Genomic DNA, 26,424 nt, shown 5'->3' on the forward strand with positions numbered 1-26,424 from the left:
CGGGCGCGCTCGGGTGGCGTGGCGTCAACTGCCGGGCGAGGGTGGAGGCGGACCGCGTTCCTCCGTAGTCAGGTGATGCCGTCATGATCTTCCCCTCCGCCCCGGGCGCCGGTGACCCCTTCACCGACCTGATCAGTCGCTCCTCCGGGACGGCCCCGGTGCCGTCGTCGCCGGTCGCGCGGCGGGTGCCGACCGGGCGGCTGTGCAGCGGCTCCGCCCGGAGCCTGCTCGAGGCGTCCGCCCGGCGGGCCGCGCCGGGCGGCAGCAACGACCCGGACACCGGTCACCCGCTCCGGGCCGCGACCCGGGTGGGCCCCGAGCGCCTCGGCGGCACGCTGCCGGAGCAGCAGCCGGGCCGCCCGCCGGCCCGGCGCGCCGCCGAGCCGACCGGGGTCGCGCGGGGCGACGCATGATCCGGCGGATCGTGGTCGGCGTGGACGGCTCGCCGGCCGCCGCGGCCGCGCTGCGCTGGGCGGTCCGCCAGGCGGCCGCCACCGGCGCCGACGTGGTCGAGGCGGTCAACGCCTGGGAGCTGTCAGGCAGCGTGCTGCCGCCGCCGGTCGGCGTCCACGACCCGCAGCAGGTGGCCGCCGACGTGCTGCACGAGGCCGTGGTCGGCGAGTTCGGCGAGACGCCGGAGGTCCGGGTGACCGAGTTGGTGCCGCCCGGACCGGCGAGCGCGGCACTGCTGGGCCGGGCCGCCGGGGCCGAGCTGCTGGTGGTCGGCAGCCGGGGCCTGGGCGGGGTCGGCGGGCTGCTGCTCGGCTCGGTCAGCCGCCACGCGGTGGAGCACGCCCCGTGCCCGGTGGTGGTGGTGCGGGCCGGGCACGCCGACGGCACGGCCGGCTGAACGGTCGTCGGGAATGACCGGTCAGGACGGGACGCCGGGTCCGCGAGCGCCGCTGGACCGGCTGCAGGCGATCACCGCCAACCGGATCGGCTGCTTCGAATGGGACCCGGCCGGCGGCCGGTTCACCCTGGACGAGACCGGCCTCGCGGTCTTCGACCTGCGGCCCGAGGAGTACGAGGGCACCACGGCCGGTCTCAACCAGCGGATGCCGGTGGAGGAGGTGATGCGGCTGCACCGGCTGCTGGAGGACATCAGGGCCGGGCGCAGCGAGTCCTACAGCAGCTACGTCCGGATCCGGCTGCGCGACGGCGCCACCCGCTGGACCCACATGCAGGGGCAGGCCGTGCACGATCCGGACCTGCGGGTGCTGGGGGTGGTCCGCGACGCCACCACGGAGCTGGCCCACTCGGCGATGCGGCTGATGGCGGAGGACGACCGGCAGCGCCAGCAGGCCGCTCTGCGCGAGGTGGTCGAGGCGCTCGGTGAGGCGCTCACCGTGGCCGATGTGGTCAGCGTCCTCACCGGTGACCAGAGCCGGCGCCGACTCGGCGCCCAGGGGATCAGCCTGGGGGTGGTGGACCACGGCCGGCTGCGGATGGTCGGCGCGATCGGGCCGCTCCCGGCCGGTGCCCAGGCGCTGCGCCGCGCCCGGCTGACCGACCCCTGGCCGCTCAACGACGTGGTGCGGTCCGGTGAGCCCGCCTTCTACACCTCCCGGGCGGCCTTCCTGCGGCAATACCCGGACATGGCCGAGTTGGTGGGCACGAGCACCGCCACCGCGGCGGCGTTCCTGCCGCTGGTCGCCCAGGGCCGCCCGATCGGCGCGATGGCCTTGATCTACGCGGGCCGGCGCAGCTTCAGCATCGAGGAGCGCACCCTGCTCACCGCGCTCACCGGCGCGATCGCCCAGTCACTGCAGCGCGCCATGCTGGTCGACCAGTCCCGGGAGATCGCCGCCGGCCTGCAGAGCGCGATGCTGCCGCGCCGGCTGCCGGTGCTGCGCGGCGGCGCGTTGGCGGTGCGCTACCGCACCTCCCGGGTCGGCACCTGGATCGGCGGCGACTGGTACGACGCGGTCGTGCTCGCCGAGGACGCGGTGGGCGTGGCGATCGGCGACGTGCAGGGCCACGACACCGAGGCGGCCGCCATCATGGGCCAGCTGCGGATCGCGATGACCGCCTACGCCTCCGAGGGGCACAGCGCGGCGAGCGTGCTGGCCCGCGCCTCGACCTTCCTCGCCGACCTGCCCGCCGACCGGTTCGCCACCTGCCTCTACGCCCAGGTGGCGCTCGCCACGGGGGAGACCTGGCTGGTCAACGCCGGCCACCTGCCGCCGCTGGTGCGCCGGGCCGACGGCAGTGTGCTGCGGCTCGACCTGCCCACCGGGCTGCCGCTCGGCCTGCCCTCCGACTGGGGTGCGGGCGGCTATCCGGCCAGCGTCTTCCGGCTGGGGCACGGCGACACCATGCTGCTCTACACCGACGGACTCGTGGAGCGGCCGGGCGAGGACCTGGAACGCGGACTGGCCCGGCTGGCCGACGTGTTCGCGGCCGGGCCCGCGCAGCTGTCCGCGCTGGCCGACCATGTGCGCGACACCCTGGGTGAGCGGCTGGAGGCGGAGGACGACGCGGCCCTGCTGCTGTTGCACCGGGACTGAGGTACCGCCGCGCTTCGCACGGCGGCTGGGCGTTCGCGGTGCGCCGAGGAGCGGTCCGCACGGGTGGCTGCGGCGGCACGGCGGGGCGGCGCGGTCACGGCCGTGGCCCCGCCGGCGGCCGGGCGCCGGCGGTTGCCGGTCACCGAGCTGCTCGCGGACCCGGCACCGCTCGCCGCCCACTGCCGGACCGGCCTGGCCCACCTGAGGGCGCGTCGGGGTCCGTGACGAATGCGGCGGCACGGCGGCACGGGCCCCGACGCGCCGTCAGGGCCGCGATCGGCCGAGCGGCGGATCCGGTCCAGGGGTGCCGCGCGCCGCCGGGCGTCGTCAGCGCGGCGGGCTAGAGTCCGGAGCCGAACACCGTAGCGGGTCGAGCGCCGAACGGGACCGGCCGCCAGCGAGGGAGCGCCACAGTGCAGCACGACGAGCCGGCCACCAGCGGCCCTTGCTGGGTCGAGCTGGCCACCATCGACGCGGCCGCCGCCACCGTCTTCTACACCGGCCTCTTCGGATGGCGCGCCGCGGTCGACCAGCGTCCCGAGGCCGCCGGCTACACGGTGCTCACCCAGGCCCAGGGGCCGGTGGCCGCGCTGGCGCCGCAGTACCGGGAGGGCCGACCGCCCGCCTGGACGGTCTCGTTCCTGGTCGAGGACGCCGATGCCACGGCGGCCAGGATCACCGAGGCCGGCGGCAGGGTGCTCCTGGGGCCGGTGGACGTCCTGGAGCTGGGCCGCTACACGGCGGCCGCCGATCCGTCCGGCGCGGTCTTCGCGCTCTGGCAGGCCCGCGACTTCGGTGGCGCGGCCGTGCTCGGCAAGCCCAACTCGCTCGGCTGGGTGGAGTTGCACACCCGCGATGTCGCCGCCTGTGCGGCGTTCTACACCGCGGTGTTCGGCTGGGGCAGCAGCGCCGGCCAGCACTACACCCAATGGCGCCTGGCGGGGCGGGACTTCGCCGGCATGGTCCGGATGGACGACAGCTACCCGGCCGAGGTGCCCGCGCACTGGCTGCCGTACTTCGCGGTGGCCGACGTCGACGCCATCGTCAACAAGGCCGCCGGGCACGGCGCCGAGCGGGTGATGGGCCCGATGGACGTGCCGGACGGCCCGCGGATCGCGGTGCTGCGCGACCGGCAGGGGGCGGCCTTCGGGGTGTACCTGGCCAGCAGCTTGGGGTGACCGCCGGCCCGGCCCGTCGCTGACCGCCCGCCGGCCCGGCCCGTTCGCTGACCGCCCGCCGGACCGGTGCGGCGGCGTGGTGGCGCCCGGCGCTGCCGTGCCGACGGACCGCCCGCGGTGCCCGACTAGTCAGGGGACCCCTGGAACTCGCGAACCGAGGCCACCGTGTCCGCCTCGGCGGCCGGCTTGTCCTCGCGGTACCGCAGCACCCGGGCGAACCGCAGCGTGATGCCGGCCGGGTAGCGGGTGGAGCGCTGCACCCCGTCGAAAGCGATCTCCACCACCAGCTCCGGCCGCACCCGGACACCCCAGGCCGGCCGTTCCACCGCCAACTCCTGCAACCGCTCGGTCTGCCAGTCGAGCAGCGCGTCGGTCAGGCCCTTGAAGGTCTTGCCCAGCATCGCGAACGAGCCGTCCGGCTGCCGGGCCCCCAGGTGCAGGTTGGACAACCGCCCCGCGCGCCGACCGTGCCCCCACTCGGCGCCCAGCACCACCAGGTCAAGGGTGTGCACCGGCTTGACCTTGAGCCAGGCGGTGCCCCGCCGTCCCGCCGTGTACGGCGCGTCCAGCGCCTTGACCACCACCCCCTCCTGGCCGCGGGCCAGCGCCGCCGCGGTGAAGGCCTCGGCTGCCGTGCGCTGCTCCGGTGCGGTGGGATCGGTCACCGTGAGCCGCCGCACCAGGAGCCGTCCGGGCAGCAGGCGGGCCAGCTCGGCGTGCCGCTCGGCGGTGGGCAGTCCCAGCAGGTCGCGGTCGTCCAGGGCGAGCAGGTCGAAGAAGACCGGAGTCAGCGGGAGTGCCTCGCTTGCTCCGGGCACATCCAACCGCGAGCCGACCCGACCGGCCGTCTGCTGGAACGGCCGCACCCGTCCGGCCGCGTCCAGGGCGATCACCTCGCCGTCCAACACGACCCGCGCCACGGTCAACTCGCCGACTGCCGAGACCACTTCGGGTAGGCGATCGGTGATGTCGTCGAGTGTCCGGGTGAAGATCCGCACACTCGGTCCGTCGCGGTGCACCTGGATCCGGATGCCGTCCAGCTTCTCGTCCACCACGCACGGGCCGAGCCGGTCCAGCGCCTGGGCCACCGTGCGGGCGGTGTGGGCGAGCATCGGCAGCACCGGTCGTCCCACCGTCAGGTGGAACCGGGCCAGCGCCGGCGGCCCGTCCGCCAGCAGCCGCTCGGCCACCTCGCCCAGGCTGCCGGCCAGCATCACCGCCCGGCGGACCTCGGCCGCCGATGCGCCGGTGGCCGCCGCGAGCGCGTCCACCGCTGCCGCGTCCAGCGCGCCCTGGCGCAGCTCGCCGCCGATCAGCCGGATCAGGAACTCCTGCTCCTCGGCGGTGGCCGCGGCCAGCAGCCGGCCGACCAGCTCACGCCGCCTGGCCTGGGCGCCGGCGCCGCGCACCGCGCCCAGCTCGGTGAGCGCGGCGTCCACCTGCCCGACGGTCAGCGAGGGCGCCTCGGCCGGCGGCACCGGTGCGGCGAAGGCGCTCCAGCCGACGCCGATCCGCCGCTGGGGCAGCCGACCGGCCAGGTAGGTGATCACCACGGGGGCCTCGGCCGGCGCGGTCGCCCGGAACAGCTCGGCCAGCAGGGCGGTCTTGCGCGAGCGCGCCGAGGTGGCGGCGACTTCGCGCGAGGTACGGGCGAGTTCGGCCAGCAGCATGACCTCATGCTCACCCCGCCACCGCGCCGGCGCGACCCGTCCGCACTGATAATCTATGCGGTTGTTGGAATGGCTATTCATCAGAGTGGAGCTTCCATGGACCAGCCGCTGCCGCAGGGCTTCCTCTCCCACACGGCCAACATGGGCCTCAAGGACGTGGCCGACGACTTCGCCGTGGTGGTCTCCGCGGTGCCCGCCGTCTCCGCGGCCGTCTTCACCACCTCGCGGTTCGCCGGGCCCAGTGTGCTGCTCAGCCGGGCCGACGCCGCCCGCCAGGACGGCCAGGGCATGGTGGTGATCTCGCGCAACGCCAATGTGGCCACCGGTCGGCAGGGCGCCGCGCACGCCGCCGAGGTGCGCCGGCTGGTCGCCGAACGGGTCGGGGTGGCGCCGGAGCGGCTGGTGATCGGCTCCACCGGGGTGATCGGGCGTCCCTATCCGATGGAGTCGATCCGGGCCGGGATCGCCGCGCTGCCGCAGCCGCTGCCGCCCGCCGACTTCCAGGCCGCGGCCGCCGCCATCATGACCACCGACACCCGGCCCAAGTCGATCCGACTGGCCTGCGGGGACGCGGTGTTGGTCGGCATCGCCAAGGGCGTCGGGATGATCGAACCCAACATGGCCACGCTGCTGGCGTTCTTCTTCACCGACGCCGAGATCGCCCCCGCCGATCTGGACGCGGTCTTCCGCCGCGTCATGGACACCACGTTCAACGCACTCAGCATCGACACCGACACCTCCACCAGCGACACCGCCGCCGTCTTCGCCAACGGGCTGGCCGGGCCGGTGGACCTCGCCGAGTTCGAGCGGGTGCTCCACCGGGCCGCCCTGGCGCTGGTCCGCGACATCGCCTCGGACGGCGAGGGCGCCGGCAAGCTGATCGAGGTCAGGGTCACCGGCGCCCGGGACACCGCGCAGGCCAAGCGGGTCGGCAAGTCGGTGGTCAACTCCCCGCTGGTGAAGACCTCGGTGCACGGCGCCGACCCCAACTGGGGCCGGATCGCGATGGCGATCGGCAAGCTCGATGACGACCCCGACCTCGACCCGGCCCGGACCACGATCCGCTACGGCGACCTGGAGATGTTCCCCACCGAGCCCGACGACGGGCAACTGGCCGCCGCCCGCGCCCACCTGGGCAACGCCGAGGTGGTGATCGGCATCGACCTGGGCCTCGCGGACGCCGACTTCACCGTCTACGGCTGCGACCTCACCGCAGGCTATGTCGAGCTGAACTCCGGCTACACGACGTGATGTCGGTGCCCGGTGCCAGACTGAAGGCATGTGCCGAAGCATCAAGACCCTGCGCCCGCCCGTGATGCCCGAGGTCACCGAGGAGGACATCCACGCCGCCGCACTGCAGTACGTCCGCAAGGTGTCCGGGTTCCGCGCGCCGGCCGCGCACAACCGGCAGGTCTTCGAGCAGGCGGTGGCCGCCGTCGCGGAGGCCACCTCCGAGCTGCTGGCCGGTCTGGAGGTGCGCGGCGCCCGCAGCTGACCGGGAGCGTGGAACGTACGCGGCGCGACCCGACGCCCCTGGCGCCGGCCGGTGCCGGGGGCGTCGGGTCGACCGGTGACGTCCGTGTCAGCCGGTGAGCAGGGTTTCAGCCGGTGACGTCCGTGTCAGCCGGTGACCCAGGTTTCAGCCGGTGACCTCCGGGTCCAGGGATGCCGGTGGCGCGGGGTGCCGTCCGAGCAGGCCGAGCAGCCAGGCCTGCGGATCGCCGGCCGTGGGCGGCCGCGCGCCCGCCTCGCGCAGCGCGAACTCCACCAGCTCCGGTGCCAGATGCGGATCCTGGCAGGTGGCATGCGCCAAGTCCCAGGTGTGCACCGTCAGTTCCGTGATCAGCTGGGCGCAGTACGCCAGCGCCGTGCGCTCACCGCTCGCCGTCCGCACGGTGCGGGCCAGCGCTCCGGGGGCGGCCAGGGCGGCGCGGGCGGCCTCGGTGGCCCGGGCCCAGTCGGCGGCCGCCGTGGCGGCGGGCTCCGGCGCGACGGACGGCTCGGCCGGGGTGTCCGGGCCGGCGCCGGCGAGCAGTGCGGGCACCCGGGCCTGTTCGGTGGTCAGCGTGCCGACCAGGCGGCCCACCGACCAGCCGTGGTACGGCGTGGGCGTCGTCCACTGGTTGCGGGCCACCTGCGCCACCCGGCGGCCGAACGAGGCCGTTGCCTCGTCGTAGAGCCGCAGCATCCCGGCGGGGGAGTGCGCGGCGTGCTCATCGGTCATCGACAGGTCCTCAGGCTCTCGGGTCCTCACGTCCGGGTCAGCTCGGGGTCGCCTCGATCCGGGCCGCGGCCTCCCGGGCCCGGGCGCCGGAGCGGGTCCGGGCCGCGGTCACCATTCGGACCGGGAAGCGCTTCAGGTACTCGGCCTCCAGCTCGGCGGTGCGCTCGGTGTGCCGGCGCAGCGCGTCATCGGAGCCGTACAGGAAGGTCTCGTGCCGAGTCCGGTGCAGCTGCTCCAGCTCGTGCAGCAGGCGCTCGGTGGGCAGGGCGCTCGGGGCGACACCCTCGACTGCGCCGTTCGGGGCGACGCCCTCGACTGCGCCGTTCGGGGTGGCGCCCTCGACGGCGCCGTTCGGGGTGGCGGTCATGGCGGGTGCCTCCGCTGCTGTCGGACTGGGTGCTGTGGGCCATGGGCCTTGGTGGCCGTCTGACCAGGTCGGTCGTCTGACGAAGTCGCCCCCCGCTATCCCGGTGCCCCCTGGGGGGCGCCGGAAACCGGTCCCGGCGGGTGGCGTGGCGCGGTCTCCCGCACCGCCAGCAGGCGCAGGCCGATCTCCTGGAGGTCCTTGCGGCCCAGCGCCGAGCGCAGCTGCGGGAACCACTCCCGCTCCTCCCGCTCCATCTGCTGCACCGCGGCGCTGAGCAGCGCCGTCATGCCGTGTTCGAAGCCGGGGTCGGCCCCGCCGCGCTCGGCGACCTCCTCGCAGAGCCGGTCGATCGCCTTGTGGTCCTGGAAGCCCTGTAGGGCGGGGTGGGCCGGGTCGTTCAGCAGGGCGGCGACCATCGGCTGGAGCACCTCGTCCACCAGGTAGGAGTGGATGGTGAGGTCGTGCACGATGTGCTGGGCCAGATCGGTGCGGACCGCCCGGTCGCCAGGGTCCGCCGTACGGTAGGCCTTGAACAGCCGCAGCAGCTCCTTGTGCTCCTGCTTCAGCAGCACGATCGCGTCGGTGGACATCCGCACTCACCTCTCGGCCCCGCGTAGCCCCTGACTCGATGGTGCCAAACCGGTAGGTCCGGCGGGTCGCTCGTGACGGCCGATCGAGTGGTTCGCGGGACGCATCGCCGGCCCTACCCGGCGCCGCTACGGCAGCGGGATCCGGCCGCGCAGCACCTCACGCCAGAGCCGGCGCAGCCGGGTCGCGGGCCCCTGGTCGAGGTCGCGGCCGGCCGCCAGCGCCGCGGCCTCGGCGACGCGCTCCCGGCTGCGCCGCCACTGGTCGAACCGCCGGGCCAGCACCGGCTCCTCGGCGGTCAGCCGGGCCTCGATCCGCCGGCTCTCGCGTGCTTCCTGGCGTGAGAGGATCATCGTCCTCACCTGCTGTCCTTTCGGGGTGACCCCCGGTGTCAGCGTCAGTTGCGCAGCAGCTCGGCCAGGTCGTAGCCGACCGGTTCCTCCAGCTGGGTGTAGTCGCAGCTGCGCGGGTCGCGGTCCGGCCGCCACCGCCGGAAGTGCGTGGTGTGGCGGAACCTGGTCCCTTCCATGTGATCGTACGCGACCTCGCAGACCCGCTCAGGGCGGAGCGCCGTCCACTGCGCGTCCTTGCCGCCGCTCCACCGGCTCGGCGCGCCGGGCAGCCGGCCGGTCTGGTGGGCGCTCTCCTCGGTCCAGGACGCCCACGGATGGCCGCTCGGGTCGGCCAGGCGCAGCGGGGCCAGCTCCTCCGTGAGCTCCCGGCGCCGGGCCGCCGTGAACGAGGCGCAGACGCCGACGTGCTGCAGCACCCCGGCCCCGTCGTAGAGGCCGAGCAGCAGCGAGCCGACGCCCTGGCCGTCCTTGTGCTCGCGGTAGCCGGCCACCACGCAGTCGGCGGTCCGGCCGTGCTTGACCTTGAACATCGAACGCACCCCGGGCCGGTAGGGCTCATCCAGCGGCTTGGCGACGATGCCGTCCAGCCCGGCCCCCTCGAACCGGGTGAACCAGACCTCGGCCAGTTCCCGGTCGGTGGTGGCCGGAGCCAGGTGCACCCGGGGGCCGGCCTGCGCCAGGGCGGCGGTCAGCTCGGCGCGGCGGGCGGCCAGCGGCCGGTCGAGCAGCGCGGTGTCGTCCAGCGCCAGCAGGTCGAAGGCGACGAAGCCGGCAGGCCGCTCGACGGCCAGCTTGCGCACCCGGGAGGCGGCCGGATGGATCCGCTCCTGCAGCTCCTCGAAGTGCAGCCGCCCGTCGTGGGCCAGCACGATCTCGCCGTCCAGCACGCAGCGCGGCGGCAGCTCGGCCCGGAAGGCGTCCAGCAGCTCCGGGAAGTACCGGGCCAGCGACTTGCCGGTGCGGCTGGCCACCTCCACCTCGTCGCCGTCCCGGAACACGATCGCCCGGAAGCCGTCCCACTTGGCCTCGTAGTGCATGCCCGCGGGGATGGCGGCGACCGCCTTGGCCAGCATCGGCTCGACGGGCGGCAGCACGGGAAGGTCCATACCCGTGATGGTGCGTCATGCCCGCGCGGGGCGCAGCGCGGCGGCCTAGCGTGGGGACATGACGGAATCGGTGGAACTGGAAGCCGGGGGGCGACTGGTCAAGCTGTCCAATCCGGGCAAGGTCTACTACCCCGGCCCCGGCTACACCAAGCTGGACGTCGCGCGCTACTACCAGGCGGTGGCCCCGGCGGTGCTGCGCGGGCTGCGCGACCGGCCGACCACGCTGCAGCGGTTCCCGGACGGTGTCGAGGGTGAGTTCTTCTACCAGAAGCGGGCGCCGAAGAACACGCCCGGCTGGCTGCCCACCGCGCACATCGCCTTCCCCAGCGGCCGCTCCGCCGACGAGATCTGCCCCACCGAACCCGCGGCCGTGCTGTGGGCCGCCAACCTCGGCTGCCTCACCTTCCACCCCTGGCCGGTCCGCAGGGGCGACACCGACCGCCCCGACGAGCTGCGCCTGGACCTCGACCCGCAGCCCGGCACCGACTTCGCCGACGCGGCGCGCGCCGCCCACCAGCTGCGCGAGGTGCTCGACGAGCACGGGCTGCGCGGCTGGCCCAAGACCTCCGGTGGGCGCGGCCTGCACGTCTACGTGCCGATCCGCCCCGAGTGGACCTTCGGCCAGGTGCGGCGCTGCGCCATCGCACTGGGCCGGGCGCTGGAGCGGCGGATGCCCGAACGGGTGACCACCGCCTGGTGGAAGGAGGAGCGCGGCGAGAAGGTCTTCGTCGACTACAACCAGATGGCCCGGGACCGCACCATCGCCTCCGCCTACTCGCTGCGGGACCGCCCGGAGGCGACCGTCTCCACGCCGCTGCACTGGGCGGAGGTGGACGACGTGGAACCGCGCGACTTCACGCTGCGCACCGTCCCCGCCCGGCTGGCCGAGGTGGGCGACCCGCACGCCGAGCTGGACGAGCACGCCTTCGGCCTGGAGGCGGTGCTCGAGCTGGCGGACCGCCAGGAACGCGAGGAGGGGCTCGGCGAGCTGCCCTACCCGCCGGACCACCCCAAGGCGCCGGGGGAGCCGACCCGGGTGCAGCCGAGCCGGGCGAAGAAGGCCTGAGCCGTCAGCGGGTGGGACTCGGTGCGTCCTCGGCGGCGGGGGCGGGACGGTCCGTCCCCGGCCGGGTGCGGGCCCGGCGGAGGCCGACCGCGGCGGCGGCGCCGGTCACCGCCAGCGCCGTCCACGGCACCACGTCGCCCACCCGGTCGTACCAGGTGCGGTACCCCGGGGCGGGCAGTGCCAGGTGCACGGTGAGCGCGCCGCGGCCGCCGGTGTCCATCCGGGCCAGCTGCCGGCCCCGGGCGTCGAACGCCACCGAGTCGCCGGTCAGCGCCGCCTGCACGGCCGGGCGGCCGGTCTCGGCGGCCCGCACGGCGGCCAGCGAGGCGTGCTGCGCGGGGGCCCAGGTGTTCTGGAAGGTGCTGGTGGAGGACTGGTAGACCAGCAGCTGGGCACCCTGCAGCGTGGCGGTGCGGGACATGTCGGGGAAGGCCGACTCGAAGCAGATCAGCACCCCGGCGGGCAGCGGGGCGCCGCTCCGGTCCACCGGCCGGAACAGGTGGAACGAGTGGCCTGGAGTGCGGTTTTGGTCGGCCGCCTTGCTGATCTTGGTGAGCCAGCCCAGCTCGCCCCGGAACGGGATGTACTCGCCGAACGGGACCAACCGCATCTTGGCGTACCGGTCCTGGACGCCGTTCGGGTCGATCAGCACGGCGTCCTTGGAGATGTGGCCGTCGGCCTTCCGGGCGTCCTCGTTGACCAGCAGGTCGCTGCCGGTGACGGCCGACAGCGCCCGCAGCCGGGCCAGCGTGGCGGAGTCCCGGGTCAGGTCGCTGGTGGTGCTGGACTCGCCCCAGACCACCAGGTCGGGGCGGTCCGTCAGACCGCCGGTGATGGTGGCGGAGGCGTTCAGCCGGACGATGCCGTCCGGGGTCGGCCCCGGTTGGACCAGCATCACGGTGGCGCTGCGGGCGGTGGCCGGGGCCGGGCTGAGCGCGAACGCCACCGGGCCGGCGGCCAGCACCGCCGCGCCCGCCGCCACGGCGCCGGCCCGCAGCAGCGTGCGGTCGGCGAGCAGGGCGATCAGCACCGCCGTGTTGACGGCCACCACCGCCGCGCTGACCAGCCAGATCCCACCGAGCGAGGCCAGCGCCAGCTGGGTGGGACGGCGCCACTGGGTCGCGCCCAGCAGCGCCCAGGGACCGCCCAGCGCCTGCCAGGAGCGGGCGAACTCGGTGACCACCCAGACCGAGGGCACCACCACGAGCGCCGCGAGCGACCGCCGCACCGTCAGCGGTGGCCGCAGCAGGCACCAGACCGCCAGGCCCACCGCCCCCTGGAGCGCGCCGAAGACCACCGCGACCAGCAGCAGGGCCGGACCGATGCTCGGGACCAGCCAGTACATGGCCGCCAGCACGAACCCGGTGCCGAACCACCAGCCGCGCACCACCGCCTCCCGGGCCCGCGGCGCCCGCTGCATCAGCAGCAGCCCGGGCACCAGCGCGATCCAGGCGAGCCATCCCTGGTCCGGGGCGGGGAACGCCAGCACCGGCAGCATGCCCGTGACCAGCGAGCCGTACCGGACGGGATGGGCGAGCGCGGCACGGAGCGACATGCGCCAATTGTCCGCTTCCAAGCCGCAGGGCACCATGACGCGCACCGAATCGGTGCCCTCGTGTCGGACGGCGTGCGAGTGGCCGGAGTGGTCGGAGTGCCTCGCCTGGCGTGGTGCCGGGGCCCGTCGTACCTTTCCGGGAGGAACTGCGCAGAACGGACCGAGGACGCGCCATGGCCGAGCCGAGTGACGTCATGCTCTTCATCACCTTCAGTGACCAGGGCGAGGCCGCCGCCGCGTTCGACGAAGCCAAGGAACTGCCCGGGGCGCGGCAGGCCGCGGTGCTCACCCGTTCGACGGAGGGGATGCTCGACACGCCCGGGAGCTGGGTGAAGGGCGCGGGCGGCCCGACCGTGGCCACCGGTCTGGTCGGCGGGCTGCTGGGCCTGTTCGGCGGCCCGATCGGGGTGCTGCTCGGCTGGACGGCCGGCACCTTCATCGGCGGCGCGGCCGAGCTGAAGCACTTCCACGAGAGCGCCGAGGGCCTGCTGGTCTACAGCAAGGACCTGGCCGAGGGCAGTGCGCTGCTGATCGTCGAAGTCCGCGAGCACGACCCGGCCGTCGCCGACCTGCTCGCCGCCCGCCACGGCGGCCGGTTGCTGCGCCGGCCGGCCGAGGAGGTCGAGGCCGAGGTGCGGGCCGCGGAGCGCGCGGCCGAGCGGGCCTCGGACCGCGGGGGTGCGTCGGGATTCTGACACCGCGACAACTCACCCGGTGTTACGGGTCGACCGGGCGGCTCGTGCCCGGAGGGCGGTTCAGCGGGCCAGGTACCCGCCGTCGACCGGCAGCACCGCGCCGGTGATGAACGACGCCGCGTCCGAGGCCAGGAACGCGATCGCCCGCGCCACCTCCGCCGGCTCACCGAGCCGCCCGAGCGGGTGGGCGCGGGCCATCTCGTCCAGGTACTCCGGCCCGCCCGGCTCGTCCTCCAGCGCCCGCACCCGCTCGGTGACGATGGTGCCGGGCGCCACCGCGTTCACCCGGATGCCGAGGTGCGCCCACTCCACCGCAAGGTGCGCGGTCAGCCCGGAGGCGACGAACTTGGCCGGACCGTAAGCGGCTTGGCGCGGCTGCCCGGCCAGTCCCGAGATCGACGAGACGCAGACGATCGCGCCTGCGCCGCCCGCCCGCATCGCCTCGATCGCGTACTTGCAGGTGAGGAACATGCCCTTGCCGTCGACCGCCATCACCCGGTCCCAGTCCTCCGGGCTGGTCTCCAGCACGTCGGAGAGCGGGATCAGCCCGGCGTTGGCCACCGCGACGTCCAGCCGGCCGTTCCGGTCGACGGCCGTCGCCACCATCCGCCGGACGTCCTGAGGATCCGTCACGTCGGCCACCACGCAGAGCACGTCGTGGTGCTCGTCGGCGAGCCGGGCCAGCCCGACCGCGTCGATGTCGGCCGCGACCACCCGGGCGCCGAGCCGCGCCATCAGGACGGCCGTCGCGCGCCCGATCCCGCTCGCCGCACCGGTCACCAGACAGGACTTGCCCGTCAGGTCCACCAGAGCCTCCGCCATACCGCCGACTCCTTCCCATGACATCGCACCTGCCACATCGTCCCGCCGACCGGACACGGTCGGTCACAGGCGCGCCAGAGCGCTGCGGGCGGCGTGGTGGCCGCACATGCCGTGGGCACCCGGGCCGGGCGGCGTGGCGGCGGAGCAGAGGTAGTGGCCGGGCAGGCCGGTGGCATAGGGGTCGACGCCCGGGCGGGGCCCGAAGAGCAGCTGCCGCGGGTCCTTGGCTCCCGTGAGGATGTCGCCGCCCACGTAGTTCGGGTTGTCGGCGGGGAAGGCCGAGGTGGGACGCACCGCGGTGCCGACCACGCGCTCCCGGAAACCGGGTGCGAACCGCTCGATCTGCGCGATGATCGCCGCCGTGGCATCACCCGGGTAGCCGTGCGGGACATGGGCGTACGTCCAGACCGGGTGCACGTCGCCGACCGAGCGCCCAGGGTCGGCCAGGTACTGCTGGCCGACCAGCACGAACGGCCGCGCGGGCATCCGCCCGGCGGCGATCTCCCGTTCGGCGGCGGCGACTTCGGCGAAATCGCCACCCAGGTGCACGGTGCCCGCCCGGCGGGCGGCCGGCACCGTCCAGGGGACGCCGCCCTCGACCGCGAAGTCGACCTTGAAGGCGCCCGGCCCGTGCCGGAACCGCCGGTAGGCGCGGGCCACCCGGCGGGGCAGCCGGTCGCCCAGGACCTCGGCCACCGCGCCGGGCGCCAGGTCGTACACGGTGACGGCCGCGGGCGGCAGCTCGGCGGCGGAGCGCACCCGGACGCCGGTCTCCACGGTGCCGCCGAGCTCGCTGAGGACGGCCGCGAGCGCGCGGCTGATGGCCTGCGAGCCGCCCGCCGCGACGGCCCAGCCGTGCCGGTGGCCGGCGGTCAGGATGCCCAGGCCGATGGCGGCGCTCAGCGGGTGGTGCAGCGGCTGGAAGGCGTGGGCGGCAATGCCGCCGAACAGCGCCCGGGCCTCGGCGGTGCGCAGCAGCCGGGCCGGCGCGGTGGCCGGGAGCGCCGCCGCCAGCCCGAACCGGGCCAGCCGCAGCGGGTGCCGGGGGAGCCGCAGCAGCGGGCCCATGACGTCGTCGGCCAGCTCGTCCCAGCCCGCGGCCGGGCCGGCGAACAGCCTCCGCCAGCGCGGCCCGTCCACGCCCAGCCCGGCCGCGGTGGCGCTGACCGAGCGGTACAGCACGCCGGCCGTGCCGCCGTCCAGCGGGTGGACGCAGTCGATCTCCGGGAGCCGCCACTCCAGGCCGTGGCGGTCAAGGCCGAGGCTGCGCAGGAACGGTGAGCCGACGGCCAGCGGATGGACGGCCGAGCAGTGGTCGTGCAGCAGGCCGGGCAGGATCGCCTCGCCGCTGCGGGTGCCGCCGCCGATCTCCGCGGCGGCCTCCAGCACGGTGACCCGCAGCCCCCGCTGCGCCAGGGTGACCGCGGCGGCCAGCCCGTTCGGGCCGGCGCCCACCACGATCGCGTCAGTCATGGGACCGCGCCCTCCTCCAGGACACCGACGACACTCCCACGATAGGCGGCCCACCGGCGCGATAGGCGGCCCACCGGCTCGGGGAGTCGCACCCGGCCTCACCGGGGTCGGCGTCGCGGGGGTGACGGTGCGGCCGGTCGAGGGCACCTCCGGAGCCGGCGGCTCGACGAGCGGTGCCTCGCTGGCTCGAAGGGCCGGAGACGGGCCGGAGGCGGGCCGGAGGCGGTTCCGGGCCGGCTGCTCACCGGCTCGCCCGACGTCGGTTCGGCCCGCGCGGGCGGTCGGTTCGGTCCGCGCGGGCGGCGGTCGGTTCGGTCCGCGCAAGCGTCCGGCTCGGCCCGTGTGGTCGGCGGTCGGTTCGGCCCGTGCTGGTGGCGTCCGGCTCGCCCGCCACCCGGCCGTCGCTGCCGGCGAGCTGATCCGGCCGGCGGCCTCGCCCCCGGGGCCCGGCCGTCGCCGCCGCCGGGCGAGCCAGGGCGGCCGTTCGGGGGCGCACGACCTGTCGCAGCGGCCGTGCGGGGGCACGCGGTCGGCCTACGGCACGGCGAAGCCCTGCGGTGGGCCATTCGGCGGGTGTCGGCGGCGCTGACCCGGCCGCCGGCCGAGCATGGCTGACGGTGCGTCAACTACGCTGTGCGGCGCGGGGCGAATCGGATGAGGTGACCATGCTGCTGCGGACCAGGGTGGCGATCGTCGGCGCCGGGCCGGCCGGCCTGGTGCTGGCGAACGTGCTGCGACAGGCCGGGATCGACTGCCTGGTCGTCGAGCGGCGCAGCCGCGCCCATGTGGAGAACCGGGCCCGGGCCGGCCTGATCGAGCACCGCACGGTCGAGTTCCTGCGCGCCCACGGGCTGGCCGGCCGCCTGCTGGCCGAGGGAGCGGAGCACGGCAGTTGCGAGTTCCGGCACGGCGACGGGCGGTTCTCCGTGCCGTACCGGGAGTTGGCCGGCGGCCGGGCCCACCACGTCTACCCGCAGCAGTCGCTGGTCCGCGACCTGATCGCGGCCTACCTCGCGGACGGCGGCACCCTGCTCTTCTCCCATCCGGCCATGGCGGTAGCCGACTTGGACGCCCCCGACGGTGAGCGGGCCGTGCTGCGCTGCGAGTCGCCGGACTCCGACCCGGTGCTGATCGAATGCGACTTCATCGCCGGTTGCGACGGCTTCTACGGCGCCGCTCGTCCAGCCGTGCCCGCGGGCCGGCTGCGTGCCGACGTCAAGCAGCACGAGTTCGGCTGGCTGGCGGTGCTGGCCGAGACCCCGCCGGCCACCAACGAGATCATCTACGCCCTGCACCGGGACGGCTTCGCGGGGCACATGCTGCGCACCTCGTCGGTGTCCCGCTTCTATCTGCAGTGCCCGGTCGGGGACCACCCGGAGAACTGGTCCGATGACCGGATCTGGTCGGCCCTGCACCGCCGACTGGGCTTGTCCGACAGCGAGTTGCGGCCAGGCCCGATCATCGAGAAGACCGTGCTCGACATGCGCGGTTTCGTGGCCGAGCCGATGCGGTGCGGTCGGCTCTTCCTGGTCGGTGACGCCGCGCACATCATCACCCCTGCCGGCGGCAAGGGGATGAACCTGGCGATCGCCGATGCCGCCGAGCTGGCCGACCGGCTGCTGGTCCACTACCGCAGTGGCAACTCCGCTGTGCTGGACGGGTATTCCGCGGCGCGGCTGCCGGACATCTGGCACGCCCAGGAGTTCTCGCACTGGCTGCTGCACCTGCTGCACAGCCCGGTGGCGGGCCGGGAGGACTCCGCCTTCCTGCACCGGCTGCAGCTCTCCCGGCTGGACCGGCTGCGGGATTCGGCGGCGTTCGCGGCGAGCTTCGCGGACAGCTACGCGGGGCCGCCGGCGCGTTCACCGGTGCGCTGACCGGCCGTTGGGGGCAGGTGCGTCACACCGTCCAACCGGTGTCGGCGGCCCAGCGCTCGGCCACCGTGACCACGAGGTCCACCACCGGGTCCTTGACGTCGGAGTAGACGCCCACATCGGTGACCGTTTCGGCGAGCACGCTCTTGAAGCGCGCGTAGGACGGCACCGCCTCCGGGTGGGCCCGGAACCAGTCGCGGAACAGCAGCGCCAGCCGCTCGTTGGGGGAACCGGCCAGCCGGACGTGCAGGTTGGCGTCCGGGCCGGCCTGGCCGCGCCGCAACCACATCCGCTTCGCCCAGCGCGCCGGGTCGTCGTCGAGCCCGGCGGGCACGTGGTCCCGCTGGTACGGGGTGCCCTGGAAGCCCTGACCGGCGAGCGGCCCGCCGAAGAGCCGCTCGGCCTGCGCCAGGTCCGCGACGCTCACCTGGAGGTCGAAGATCGGCTTGGCCGCCATTCCGGGGACCGCGGTGCTGCCGATGTGCTCCACGCGCAGCGCCCGCGGCGCGAGCAGGACGCGCAGTTCGTCGGCAAGGGCGAGACCGGTGGACTTCCAGGTCGGGTCGTGATCGACCACGACCGGGGCGGAGTCGGAGGCGGAGACGGCGTTGACGGGCATTCGGCTGAGTCTAGTGGCCGTCCGCCGAACGGGTGCTTCCGCATCAACCAGCCGCCCGGCAGCAGCCGATCCGGTCGGACGCCGCAGCCCCGCGTCTGGCAGCGCACCGCACGGCTGCCGGCGCGCGATGTTCTACGTTGACTGACGCCCTATGTTGACTGATGTGTCGCCCTGGAGTCGGGGCTCGGCGGTTACCCCGCGGGGCGCTGACCGGCTGGCGCCGCCCCGCGGTTACCCCGCGGTTACCCCGCGAGGGCCCTGCTCGGGACCGCTCGCCGCATGGCCACGCGCGGCCACCGGTCCAGGCCGTGCGCCGCCTCCTTCGCCCGGACCTCCCGCAGGCCCGGTCCCCACTGGGCCTCGGGCAGTGACCGGAAGCCGCAGCGCGCGTAGTAGGGCGCGTTCCACGGCACGTCGGCGAAGGTGGTCAGGGTCAGCGCTGGAACGCCCGCCGCGCGCGCCCGCTCGGTGAGGTGGTCCAACAGCGCCCGCCCGATGCCGCGGCGGGCGCTGCCGGGGTGCACCGACACCTGCTCGACGTGCAGGGCGTCGTCGATCCGGTCGGCGATCAGATAGGCCACCGGGGCGTCGCCCCCGTCGACCGCCGCCCAGGCCAGCCCGGACCGCTGGTGACGGGCCAGCACGTCGAGCGGCGGCGGCTCGTCCTCCGCGATCTCGGGCATCCCGATCTCGCGGAAGCACTCCCCGGCCGCCCGCTCGATGTCCTGGAGCAGCGGCAGCTCGTCGAGGCGGACGCGGCGGATCAGCATGCCCCGATGATCTCAGGTCGTGCTCTGCTGCCGGCCGGGCAGCCCCAGGGCGAGCAGCCCGGCGATCGCGGTGAGCACGGCGGCGGCCAGGAACGCCCGGTCGTAGCCGGCGGTCAGCGCGGCCGCACCGGCGCCGCCGTGGGCGGCCGCGGTGTGCGAGGCGATGGTGGCCAGCAGGGCGAGGCCGAGGGCACCGCCGACCTGGCGCGAGGTGTTGGTCAGGCCGGAGGCCAGCCCGGCCTCCTCCCGGCGGGCTCCCGCGGTGGCCGCGGCGGTGAGCGGCATCGTCGCCAGACCCATGCCGAGCGTGCAGAGCACGAAAGGCACCACCACGCCGGTGCCGTAGTCACCGTTCGGGCGGAGCAGTGACAGCCACAGGAAGCCGGCCGTGCTCAGGGTCATGCCGGCGATCAGCAGCGGACGCGGGCCGGTGCGGTGGATCAGCCGGGTGGCGACCTGGGCGCAGACGATGATCGAGAAGCACCCGGGCAGGAAGGCCAGCCCCGCGGTCACCGGGCTGAAGCGCAGCACCAGTTGGAAGTAGAGCGACAGCAGGAACCACATCGCGAACATCGCCGCGCCCAGCGACAGCACCGAGGCGTTGGCGACCGCGAGGGTGCGGCGGCGCAGCACGGCGAGCGGCACCAGCGGGTGGGCACTGCGGTGCTCGATGGCCGCGAACGCCGCCAGCAGCAGCACCGCCACGGCGGCCGGCAGCCAGACGGCGGGGGCGGCCCAGCCGTGCGACTCGGTGGCGATGATCGCGTAGGTGAGCGCCGTCAGCCCGCCGGTGACGGTGAGCGCGCCCGGCAGGTCCAGCCGGCGCAGCCCGCCGCCCGGTGCCTCCCCGCCGGCCACCCGGGCCAGTGCGGCGATCAGCAGCAGCACCCCGAGCGGTACGTTGACGAAGAACACCCAGCGCCAGCCCGCGTACTGGGTCAGCACGCCGCCGAGCACCGCGCCCGCCGCGCCGCCCGCCGCCATCACCGCGCTCCAGGCGCCCATCGCCCGGGTGCGCTCCCGTGGCTCGGTGAAGGTCGTCATGATCAGGGTGAGGGTGGCCGGCGCCAGCACGGCGCCGCCGACCCCCTGGACGGCCCGGGCCGCGATCAGCAGTGGACCGGTGCCGGCCAGCCCGCCCGCCATCGAGGCGCCGGTGAACAGCGCCAGGCCGGAGAGGAACGCCCGCCGCGCGCCCACCAGGTCGGCCAGCCGGCCGCCGAGCAGCAGCAGTCCGGCGAACCCGAGGGTGTAGGCGTTGACGATCCACTGCTGGCCGGTGGCGCCCAGCCGCAGTGAGTCGCGCATCTCGGGCAGTGCGACGTTCACGATCGACACGTCGAGCACCACCATGAACTGCGCCGCACAGGCGATCAGCAGGACGGCGGTCTTCGACGAACGGCTGCGCGCGGCGGACCCGGGTGACCGCCCGGTGGCCGCCCGGTCGGTGGTACTGGTGGTGCTCAAAGGACCCCCAAGGAAATCTGGCCTCCGGGTGCTGCCGGTTCCTCCCGAAGCACCCGGACGCCCTGCTGTGCGGTCGGTGCGGCTTCCACGCGGTCGAGGTGACGCAGCGTCAGCGGACCGCGACGAACATCGCGTCGGTGACGGAGCGCCAGGCGAGGCCCGCCTCACGGAATCCAGCGTCGACCAGGTGCTCGATATTCCACTCGGCGGTGTGGGTGTCGCCGTCCTTGTGGTCGCGGTAGACGGTAGAGCGGGCCGCGACGGCCTCGGCCAGCCGCGGATCGGCGGCCGCTGCCTGCCACCACTGGGCCCAGCTGAGCACCCCGTCGGTGCTCTCGGCCAGCTGGCGCCGCTCGGTGAAGGTCTTCTGGACCGCGTTGAGCAGCGGGGTGCCCGGTTGCGGGCAGTGGTCGGCGTTGAGGAAGACGCCGCCGGGGCGGAGCAGCCCGGTCAGGTCGCGGTAGAGGCGCAGCAGCGTGCCGGTGTCCAGCCAGTGCAGGGCGGTGGCGGTGAGCACGGCGTCGAACGGGCCCTCGGGCAGTGCGGCGGCCCAGTCGGGGTCGCGCAGGTCGGCGGTGACCAGGGTGAGCCGCCGGTCGCCGCGGAAGTGGCCCTCGGCGATCCGGAGCAGGGCGGGGTCGAGGTCGACGCCCACGCTGTGGGCCCGGGGCAGTCGGGCCAGCAGCCGCTCGGTGATGCTGGCGGTGCCGCAGGCCAGGTCGAGGACCCGGGGAGCGGGGCCGCCGACCGCCTCGACGATGTCGATCATCACGCGGAACCGCTCCTCGCGGTCGGGCAGGTACCAGCCCTGCTGGCGGTCCCAGCTGCGCTGCCAGCCGTCCCAGTAGGCGCGTTCGGCGGCGTCGTTGTCGATCTGAAGGTCCGTCATCAGGGTTCCTCCTGAGCGTGTGGGTGCAGCCTGGTAAGGACCTGCTCCCATTAGCAGGTGTTACCTAGCTTGGCGCATGGTGAGGTAATAGGCAAGTGCTATTTAGGGCCATTACGAAGGCGGGCTGGTGGAGTGTCGTGTCACTCCACCAGCCCGCCTCGGGAACGGGTGCCTCAGCCGCCCAGGCCGCCCGCACCCGCCAGCAGCAGCGAGAAGCCGGCGGAGGTGGACTGCGCCGGGGTGGTCACATGGACCACGCCGGCCGCCGGGTCGTAGCTCCAGGAGCCGGCCGGCAGCGGACGCCCGTCGAGCAGCACCTGGGCCGGAGCCGCACCGACATGGATGCTGAACCCATAGGCGCGGGCGGCCGGTTTGCCCGTGTAGTCGCCGACGCTCGGGCCGACCGTGAGCTGTGTGGCACCGTGCCCGTGCCGGCCGGTCGCGTGCACGGTCACCAACTGGGTGGCGCTGGCGCCCTGCTGGTAGGCCCGGGTGATGCCGTCGTCCTCGTACAGGGTGAACTGCGAGTCGCCCTGGGCGTAGACGTCGTAGTCCAGGCGGCCGGTGTCCCGGGTCTGCCAGGAGAGCGTGCCCTGCGGCCACATCGGCACGATCGCACCGGCCTTGACGAACAGCGGCAGGGTGTCCAGCGGCGCGTGGTAGCCGTCGACCGTGGTCGGGCCCTGGTACGTCTTGCCGGTCCAGTAGTCCACCCAGGTGCCCGCGGGCAGGTAGATGCCGTTGCGGGTGTCGGAGGCGTCGTAGACCGGGGCGACCAGGAAGCTGTCGCCGCTGAGGAACTCGTACTTGGCCGCGTCTCCCCAGGTGTTGGGGTCGTCCGGGTAGTCCAGCACCAGCGGGCGCACCGCACCGACGCCGGTCTGGTGCGCCTGCGCGGCCAGCGTGTACAGGTACGGCAGCAGCCGCTCCTTGAGTTGGAGGTACTTGTTGTTGATGGAGGTGTAGGGCTCGCCGAACCGCCAGGGCTGCTTGTCGCTCTGGGCCCAGCCGTCCATCGTCATGATGGTCGGGATGAAGGTCTTCCACTGCAGGTCGCGGGTCTCCACCTGCGGGTCGCTGCCGAAGATCCCGCCCACGTCACCGGTGTTGTAGGCGATGCCCGACATGGTGGAGCCGGCGTAGGTGGGGATCTGCCACTTGACGTAGTCGTACGTCCCGGTCTGGTCGCCGCTCCAGAGCACCCCACAGCGCTGTGCGCCCGCCCAGGAGACGGGCAGCCAGACGAAGCCGCGGGCGTCGCTGTTCTGCTCGATGCCGTCGTACGCCTGCTGACAGCCGTCCAGCGCGAACTGGTAGCCGGGACCGACCCAGCCGACGTCCAGCTTGCGCACCCGCACCCCGGCCTTGACCTCCTCGCCCTGGTTGGGCAGGCCGGTCGAAGTCCACAGGCCCAGCTGCATGTTGTGGTCGCGCAGGCCCTGGCCGACCTGCTGGAGGTCCTCGTAGCCGCAGCCGTAGCCGTCGTTGACCAGCATCCAGCCGAGCGGCGTCTGGTTGGCGGTGTAGCCGTCGGCCACCTTCAGGGCGTCCAGGGTGTGCCGTTCACCGCGGTTGGCGTTGTGCAGGTAGCAGTCCGAGTCGCCCGGTTCCAGGCCGTAGACCGGCGGCATGAAGGGCTTGCCGACCAGATCGGTGTACTGCCCGATCACGGTCTTGAGGTCCGGGGTGCCGGGGCTGGCCATGAAGTACCCGTCGAACCGGCGCTCCTGGGCCGAGGTGCGGACCGGGTCGCCGAAGGCGTAGACGCCGGGCGCGAACGTGTTGCGCAGGACGCCGTAGCCGGCCGAAGACAGGTAGAAGGGCTGGGAGTTGTTGTAGCCGCCTTCGTTCCAGTCGAAGTCGTTGGCCACGTGCACGGTCTGGTCGCGGTGCGAGAAGCTGCCGTTCTGCTCGCCCGCGCCGTAGAACTGCTCCTGCGCGCCGCGCGCCAGGGTCTGCTGCATGGCGTCGCCGGTCCAGGTCAGGCCGCGGGTCTCCTGCCAGACCAGGGTCCGGTTGTCGGCCCGGTAGAGGGCGAACCGCAGCGGGCTCTTGTAGGCGCGCAGGGTGAGGTCCTTGCTGGCGATCGCCCAGTAGTCGCCGGCGTCGGACTCCTTGGTCGTCGTGATGGTCGACGGCGCGCTGGGAACGATCTCGCGCCCGGCCGGGTCGGTGAAGGTGCCGTCGGGGGCGAGTTGGAGGCGGAAGACGTCCTCGCCGGTGAAGTCGATCCGGGCGACCGCGCTGCCCGCCTGGATCCGGTAGCTGCCGTCGGCGCCCCGGGCCAGGCCGGTGGCGTCGCCCACCGTGGTGGCGGTCGGGATGCTCGCGGTCGCGGTGTAGCCGGAGCCGGTCACCGAGTAGGGCACCACCAGCACGTGGTAGGTGCCGGAGGCGTTGGGGATCACCGCGGTCTCGGGGTCCGAGGAGGTGGCGCTCTCGGCGACCTCATGGCCGGCGCCGTCGTAGATGTAGAGGTCGAAGTCATTGCCGGCGTCGGGCCATTGGATGGCGACCGGCACGCCGCCGTCCGGGTTGCCCTGCCAGTAGCCGGCCGGCACGTCGACGGTCAGGTCGAAGTGGTCGCAGGTCTGGTCGTTCGGGTCCTGCGCCTGCGCGGGGCAGTGCGACGGGTCGGGCGTCGAGCCGTTGGCGTAGGTGTGGCCCTGCCAGGTCAGCGTGTGGCTGCCGGTGAGCGCCAGGGTGCCGGCGGCGGGGGTGGCCGCCCGGGCGGGGGCCTGGCCGCCGAGCAGCGCACAGACCACGGCGAGCACGGCGGCGAGGGCGACGAGGGGTAACCGGGTGTGCTGTGTTCGCATGCCACGTCCAAGGGGATCGAGGGCGAGCGGGGGGTCGGGCGATCGACGGATCGGGGGTCGGGCGATGGGCGGATCGGGGTCGGGGTGTCGGCGGATCGGGGTCGGGGTGTCGGGGCCGGGGAACCGGTGCCGCGCGGTGGGGCGGCGCATGAGGACGTTGTGAAGTGATCATGACAGTCGGATGAGAATGCGGGTGACCGACCGTCCCGGGGAGGCTAGCAGTCCGTTTCTGCGCGCTCAATGCTGCTGCGCGCACTTTTGCGCAAACGGTTGCCCGCCTGTCGGGCGCCCACCGGAAGGCCTGTGTGAACCCGCCGGGCTGACTCTCCGTCAGCTCAGCTGCCGGCGGCGGGCCGTGCCGCGGTCAGGCCGACCGGCAGCGGTACGGCCCGCAGTTCGCGGATCACCGCCCGCACCGCGGCCGTTCGGGCCAGCGCGGGCGTGCTGACGTAGCCGACCAGCCGGCTCGGTGGCTCGGGACCGAGATCGGTCACGGCCAGGCCGTCCGGGGCGCCGAGCAGCGCGAGGCGCGGCATGATCGCCATTCCGATGCCCTGGGCCACCAGGGAGAGCACCACCGTGTCATCGGCGACGTTGATCGTGGCCTGCGGGATCCAGTCCTGCTGCTTCCACCAACTCCTGGTGTAGGAGCCGCAGTTCTCGTCCCAGTCGACCAGTGGCAGGGTGCGCGGCGCCGGATGGCCGACCGGGTGGGCCAGTGCGTAGCCCTCCGCGAACAGCGGCACCGCGACCAGTCCCGGCCGCGTCGTGGTCCCGTCCATGGTGGCCAGCCCCAGATCGGCGTGGCCGTCCGCCACCTCGCCCGCCGTGCCCCGCCCGAGCTCGCGGACGATCCGCACCTGCGGACTGAGCTCCGGGTGCCGCTCGGCCAGTCGCGCCAGCACGGCCGGCAGGAGCTGCGCGGCGATGCTGCGGAACGCGGCGATCCGCACCGGGCCCGCCACCCGGTCGGGCTCGCTCTCCCGCGCCTCGGCGCGCATCAGCTCCAGCAGCCGCAGCACCTGCCGCGCCTGGGCCACCACCCTGGTGCCGGCCGCGGTGGGCGTGGCGCCGCCGCGGCCGCGCTCGAAGAGCACCGCGCCGAGCTTGCGCTCACCGGCCCGCACCGCGTGGGAGACAGCCGACTGCGTCATGCCGAGCGCGGCCGCGGCGGCGGTGAAGCTCCGCTCCCGCTCGACGGCGACGAGGACGCGCAGCTCCTGCGGGGCGAGGTCGGTCATGGGGCCAGTCTTCCATGAACGCCGTTCATGGAACGCGGCCACCCATCGACGGCGGGGGCTGCCCAAGGGCCGCCCGCGCTCCCTAACGTGCTGCTCACACCGGATACCCCCGAATGAGGAGCAGCGCCATGACCCGCACCATCCGCGCCGTCCACCAGGTCTCCCGCCCGCAGGGCGCGCCCACCGCCGAGAACTTCGCCTTCGTCACCGAGGAGGTGGCGCCGCTCGCCGAGGGCACCGCCCTGGTGGAGAACCTCTACCTCTCCGTCGACCCCTACATGCGCCAGGCGATGGACGAGGGCCACTGGGAGCTCCACGCGCCGCTGGAGGGTCGCTCGCTGGGCCGGGTGGTCGAGTCCCGCACGCCCGCCCTGGCGGTCGGTGAGATCGTCGGTCACCGCAAGGCCTGGCGCACCCACGCCGTGGTCACCCCGGACGAGGTCCGCCGGATCCCCGAGCTGCCCGGGGTGCCGCTCAGCGCCCACCTGAGCGCCTTCGGCGGCACCGGGCTGACCGCCTGGGTGGGGCTCACCCGGATCGCCCGCCTGCAGCCCGGCGAGTCCGTCTTCATCTCGGCCGCGGCGGGCGGTGTCGGAAGCGCCGCCGGGCAGCTCGCCAAGCTGCTCGGCGCGGGCAGGGTGATCGGCAGCGTCGGCTCGCCGGCCAAGGTGAAGCTGGCCACCGAACGACTCGGCTACGACGTCGCGTTCGACTACCACGACGGTCCCGTGCTGGAGCAGCTGCGCGCCGCCGCGCCGGACGGCCTGGACGTCTACCTGGACAACGTCGGCGGCGACCACCTGGAGGCCGCCATCGACCGGCTGCGGGAGAACGGCCGGATCGCCTGGTCCGGGGCGATCGCGCAGTACAACTCCGTCTCCACGCCCGCCGCGCCGCGCAACCTCTTCGACGTCAACCTCAAGGCACTGCGCCTGGAGGGGTACCTGGTCAGGCAGCACATGGACGCGCTGCCCGGGCTGTACGACTTCCTCGCCCCGCACCTGGCCGCCGGCCGGCTGGTGCCCGCGGAGACGGTGGTGGAGGGCTTCGACCGGGTGGTCGAGGCGTTCCTGGGCCTGTTCCGCGGCGACAACAGCGGCAAGATGCTGGTCAAGGTCGCCGATTGACGGCCGCGGCGGCC

25 protein-coding genes are annotated in these 26,424 nt (G+C 74.3%); 10 read left to right on the forward strand and 15 right to left on the reverse strand.

Annotated elements, in window-relative coordinates; genetic code table 11:
• Positions 1-83: 83 nt before the first annotated feature.
• The 4 genes from LN042_RS26730 (at position 84) to LN042_RS26745 (ending at position 3,685) form a co-directional block, all read left to right on the forward strand.
• Positions 84-413: a hypothetical protein gene (locus LN042_RS26730; protein WP_230053940.1), complete on the forward strand. Its 330-nt coding sequence runs from the start codon at positions 84-86 to the stop codon at positions 411-413.
• Positions 410-850 carry a universal stress protein gene (locus tag LN042_RS26735; RefSeq protein ID WP_249801522.1) on the forward strand — a complete coding sequence of 147 codons (441 nt, stop codon included), beginning with the start codon at positions 410-412 and terminating at the stop codon, positions 848-850. The genes LN042_RS26730 and LN042_RS26735 overlap by 4 nt, the downstream gene beginning before the upstream one ends.
• 13 nt (positions 851-863) lie before the next feature.
• Positions 864-2,507 (forward strand): SpoIIE family protein phosphatase, encoded by a 1,644-nt coding sequence (locus LN042_RS26740; RefSeq protein ID WP_230053941.1) that lies wholly within the window; start codon positions 864-866, stop codon positions 2,505-2,507.
• A 413-nt stretch (positions 2,508-2,920) separates the two neighbouring features.
• Positions 2,921-3,685, forward strand: a complete 765-nt coding sequence (locus LN042_RS26745; RefSeq protein WP_230053942.1) for a VOC family protein — start codon at positions 2,921-2,923, stop codon at positions 3,683-3,685.
• A 125-nt stretch (positions 3,686-3,810) separates the two neighbouring features.
• Here LN042_RS26745 and LN042_RS26750 read toward each other — a convergent pair whose 3' ends face one another.
• Positions 3,811-5,355, reverse strand: a complete 1,545-nt coding sequence (locus tag LN042_RS26750) for an ATP-dependent DNA ligase (RefSeq protein ID WP_230053943.1) — start codon at positions 5,353-5,355, stop codon at positions 3,811-3,813.
• A gap of 96 nt (positions 5,356-5,451) precedes the next feature.
• On the opposite strand from LN042_RS26750, the gene argJ reads away from it, so the two are divergent.
• Together argJ and LN042_RS26760 are read left to right on the forward strand one after the other, a co-directional pair.
• Positions 5,452-6,606: a bifunctional glutamate N-acetyltransferase/amino-acid acetyltransferase ArgJ gene (argJ, locus tag LN042_RS26755; protein ID WP_230053944.1), complete on the forward strand. Its 1,155-nt coding sequence runs from the start codon at positions 5,452-5,454 to the stop codon at positions 6,604-6,606.
• Between the two features lie 28 nt (positions 6,607-6,634).
• Positions 6,635-6,850, forward strand: coding sequence for a DUF2277 domain-containing protein (locus LN042_RS26760; protein WP_230053945.1), 216 nt, complete (start codon positions 6,635-6,637; stop codon positions 6,848-6,850).
• A 144-nt stretch (positions 6,851-6,994) separates the two neighbouring features.
• Here the strand turns inward: LN042_RS26760 and LN042_RS26765 are convergent, their stop codons facing one another.
• The 5 genes from LN042_RS26765 to LN042_RS26785 all read right to left on the reverse strand — a co-directional run bounded on the left by LN042_RS26765 (position 6,995) and on the right by LN042_RS26785 (position 9,993).
• Complete coding sequence (locus tag LN042_RS26765) at positions 6,995-7,579, reverse strand: TIGR03086 family metal-binding protein (protein WP_230053946.1); 585 nt, start codon at positions 7,577-7,579, stop codon at positions 6,995-6,997.
• Positions 7,580-7,616: 37 nt separating this feature from the next.
• Complete coding sequence (locus LN042_RS37400; protein ID WP_283843920.1) at positions 7,617-7,946, reverse strand: DUF6158 family protein; 330 nt, start codon at positions 7,944-7,946, stop codon at positions 7,617-7,619.
• Between the two features lie 95 nt (positions 7,947-8,041).
• Positions 8,042-8,536 carry a hemerythrin domain-containing protein gene (locus tag LN042_RS26775; RefSeq protein WP_230053947.1) on the reverse strand — a complete coding sequence of 165 codons (495 nt, stop codon included), beginning with the start codon at positions 8,534-8,536 and terminating at the stop codon, positions 8,042-8,044.
• Positions 8,537-8,662: 126 nt separating this feature from the next.
• The gene (locus LN042_RS26780) at positions 8,663-8,896 is read right to left on the reverse strand and encodes a DUF3040 domain-containing protein (protein ID WP_230053948.1); all 234 of its coding nucleotides are present in this window, start codon (positions 8,894-8,896) and stop codon (positions 8,663-8,665) included.
• Positions 8,897-8,931: 35 nt separating this feature from the next.
• Positions 8,932-9,993, reverse strand: a complete 1,062-nt coding sequence (locus LN042_RS26785) for an ATP-dependent DNA ligase (protein ID WP_230053949.1) — start codon at positions 9,991-9,993, stop codon at positions 8,932-8,934.
• Between the two features lie 58 nt (positions 9,994-10,051).
• On the opposite strand from LN042_RS26785, the gene ligD reads away from it, so the two are divergent.
• Entirely contained in the window at positions 10,052-11,059 is a 1,008-nt protein-coding gene (gene ligD / locus LN042_RS26790) for a non-homologous end-joining DNA ligase (RefSeq protein WP_230053950.1), read from the forward strand.
• Between the two features lie 4 nt (positions 11,060-11,063).
• On the opposite strand, the gene lnt is transcribed toward ligD, so the two are convergent.
• Complete coding sequence (lnt, locus tag LN042_RS26795; protein WP_230053951.1) at positions 11,064-12,614, reverse strand: apolipoprotein N-acyltransferase; 1,551 nt, start codon at positions 12,612-12,614, stop codon at positions 11,064-11,066.
• A gap of 173 nt (positions 12,615-12,787) precedes the next feature.
• On the opposite strand from lnt, the gene LN042_RS26800 reads away from it, so the two are divergent.
• Positions 12,788-13,309 carry a histidine kinase gene (locus tag LN042_RS26800; protein ID WP_230053952.1) on the forward strand — a complete coding sequence of 174 codons (522 nt, stop codon included), beginning with the start codon at positions 12,788-12,790 and terminating at the stop codon, positions 13,307-13,309.
• Positions 13,310-13,369: 60 nt separating this feature from the next.
• Here LN042_RS26800 and LN042_RS26805 read toward each other — a convergent pair whose 3' ends face one another.
• The gene (locus LN042_RS26805; protein WP_230053953.1) at positions 13,370-14,131 is read right to left on the reverse strand and encodes an SDR family NAD(P)-dependent oxidoreductase; all 762 of its coding nucleotides are present in this window, start codon (positions 14,129-14,131) and stop codon (positions 13,370-13,372) included.
• A gap of 63 nt (positions 14,132-14,194) precedes the next feature.
• On the reverse strand, positions 14,195-15,604 hold the full coding sequence (locus LN042_RS26810) for a phytoene desaturase family protein (RefSeq protein WP_230053954.1): 1,410 nt from the start codon (positions 15,602-15,604) through the stop codon (positions 14,195-14,197).
• A 665-nt stretch (positions 15,605-16,269) separates the two neighbouring features.
• Here LN042_RS26810 and LN042_RS26815 point away from each other — a divergent pair.
• The gene (locus LN042_RS26815; protein WP_230053955.1) at positions 16,270-17,481 is read left to right on the forward strand and encodes a 4-hydroxybenzoate 3-monooxygenase; all 1,212 of its coding nucleotides are present in this window, start codon (positions 16,270-16,272) and stop codon (positions 17,479-17,481) included.
• Between the two features lie 22 nt (positions 17,482-17,503).
• On the opposite strand, the gene LN042_RS26820 is transcribed toward LN042_RS26815, so the two are convergent.
• The 6 genes from LN042_RS26820 to LN042_RS26845 all read right to left on the reverse strand — a co-directional run bounded on the left by LN042_RS26820 (position 17,504) and on the right by LN042_RS26845 (position 25,283).
• The gene (locus tag LN042_RS26820) at positions 17,504-18,097 is read right to left on the reverse strand and encodes a GrpB family protein (RefSeq protein WP_230053956.1); all 594 of its coding nucleotides are present in this window, start codon (positions 18,095-18,097) and stop codon (positions 17,504-17,506) included.
• A gap of 242 nt (positions 18,098-18,339) precedes the next feature.
• Positions 18,340-18,867, reverse strand: a complete 528-nt coding sequence (locus LN042_RS26825) for a GNAT family N-acetyltransferase (protein ID WP_230053957.1) — start codon at positions 18,865-18,867, stop codon at positions 18,340-18,342.
• Positions 18,868-18,879: 12 nt separating this feature from the next.
• Positions 18,880-20,334 (reverse strand): MFS transporter, encoded by a 1,455-nt coding sequence (locus LN042_RS26830; protein ID WP_230053958.1) that lies wholly within the window; start codon positions 20,332-20,334, stop codon positions 18,880-18,882.
• Between the two features lie 109 nt (positions 20,335-20,443).
• Complete coding sequence (locus LN042_RS26835) at positions 20,444-21,223, reverse strand: class I SAM-dependent methyltransferase (protein ID WP_230053959.1); 780 nt, start codon at positions 21,221-21,223, stop codon at positions 20,444-20,446.
• Between the two features lie 173 nt (positions 21,224-21,396).
• Entirely contained in the window at positions 21,397-24,042 is a 2,646-nt protein-coding gene (locus LN042_RS26840; RefSeq protein WP_504871036.1) for a glycoside hydrolase family 31 protein, read from the reverse strand.
• A 335-nt stretch (positions 24,043-24,377) separates the two neighbouring features.
• Positions 24,378-25,283 carry a LysR family transcriptional regulator gene (locus tag LN042_RS26845; protein ID WP_230053960.1) on the reverse strand — a complete coding sequence of 302 codons (906 nt, stop codon included), beginning with the start codon at positions 25,281-25,283 and terminating at the stop codon, positions 24,378-24,380.
• 128 nt (positions 25,284-25,411) lie between these two features.
• On the opposite strand from LN042_RS26845, the gene LN042_RS26850 reads away from it, so the two are divergent.
• A complete protein-coding gene (locus LN042_RS26850; RefSeq protein WP_230053961.1) occupies positions 25,412-26,410 on the forward strand; it encodes an NADP-dependent oxidoreductase in 999 nt (332 codons plus the stop codon).
• Positions 26,411-26,424: the final 14 nt, after the last annotated feature.

Source organism: Kitasatospora humi, assembly GCF_020907985.1.
GTDB lineage: Bacteria > Actinomycetota > Actinomycetes > Streptomycetales > Streptomycetaceae > Kitasatospora > Kitasatospora humi.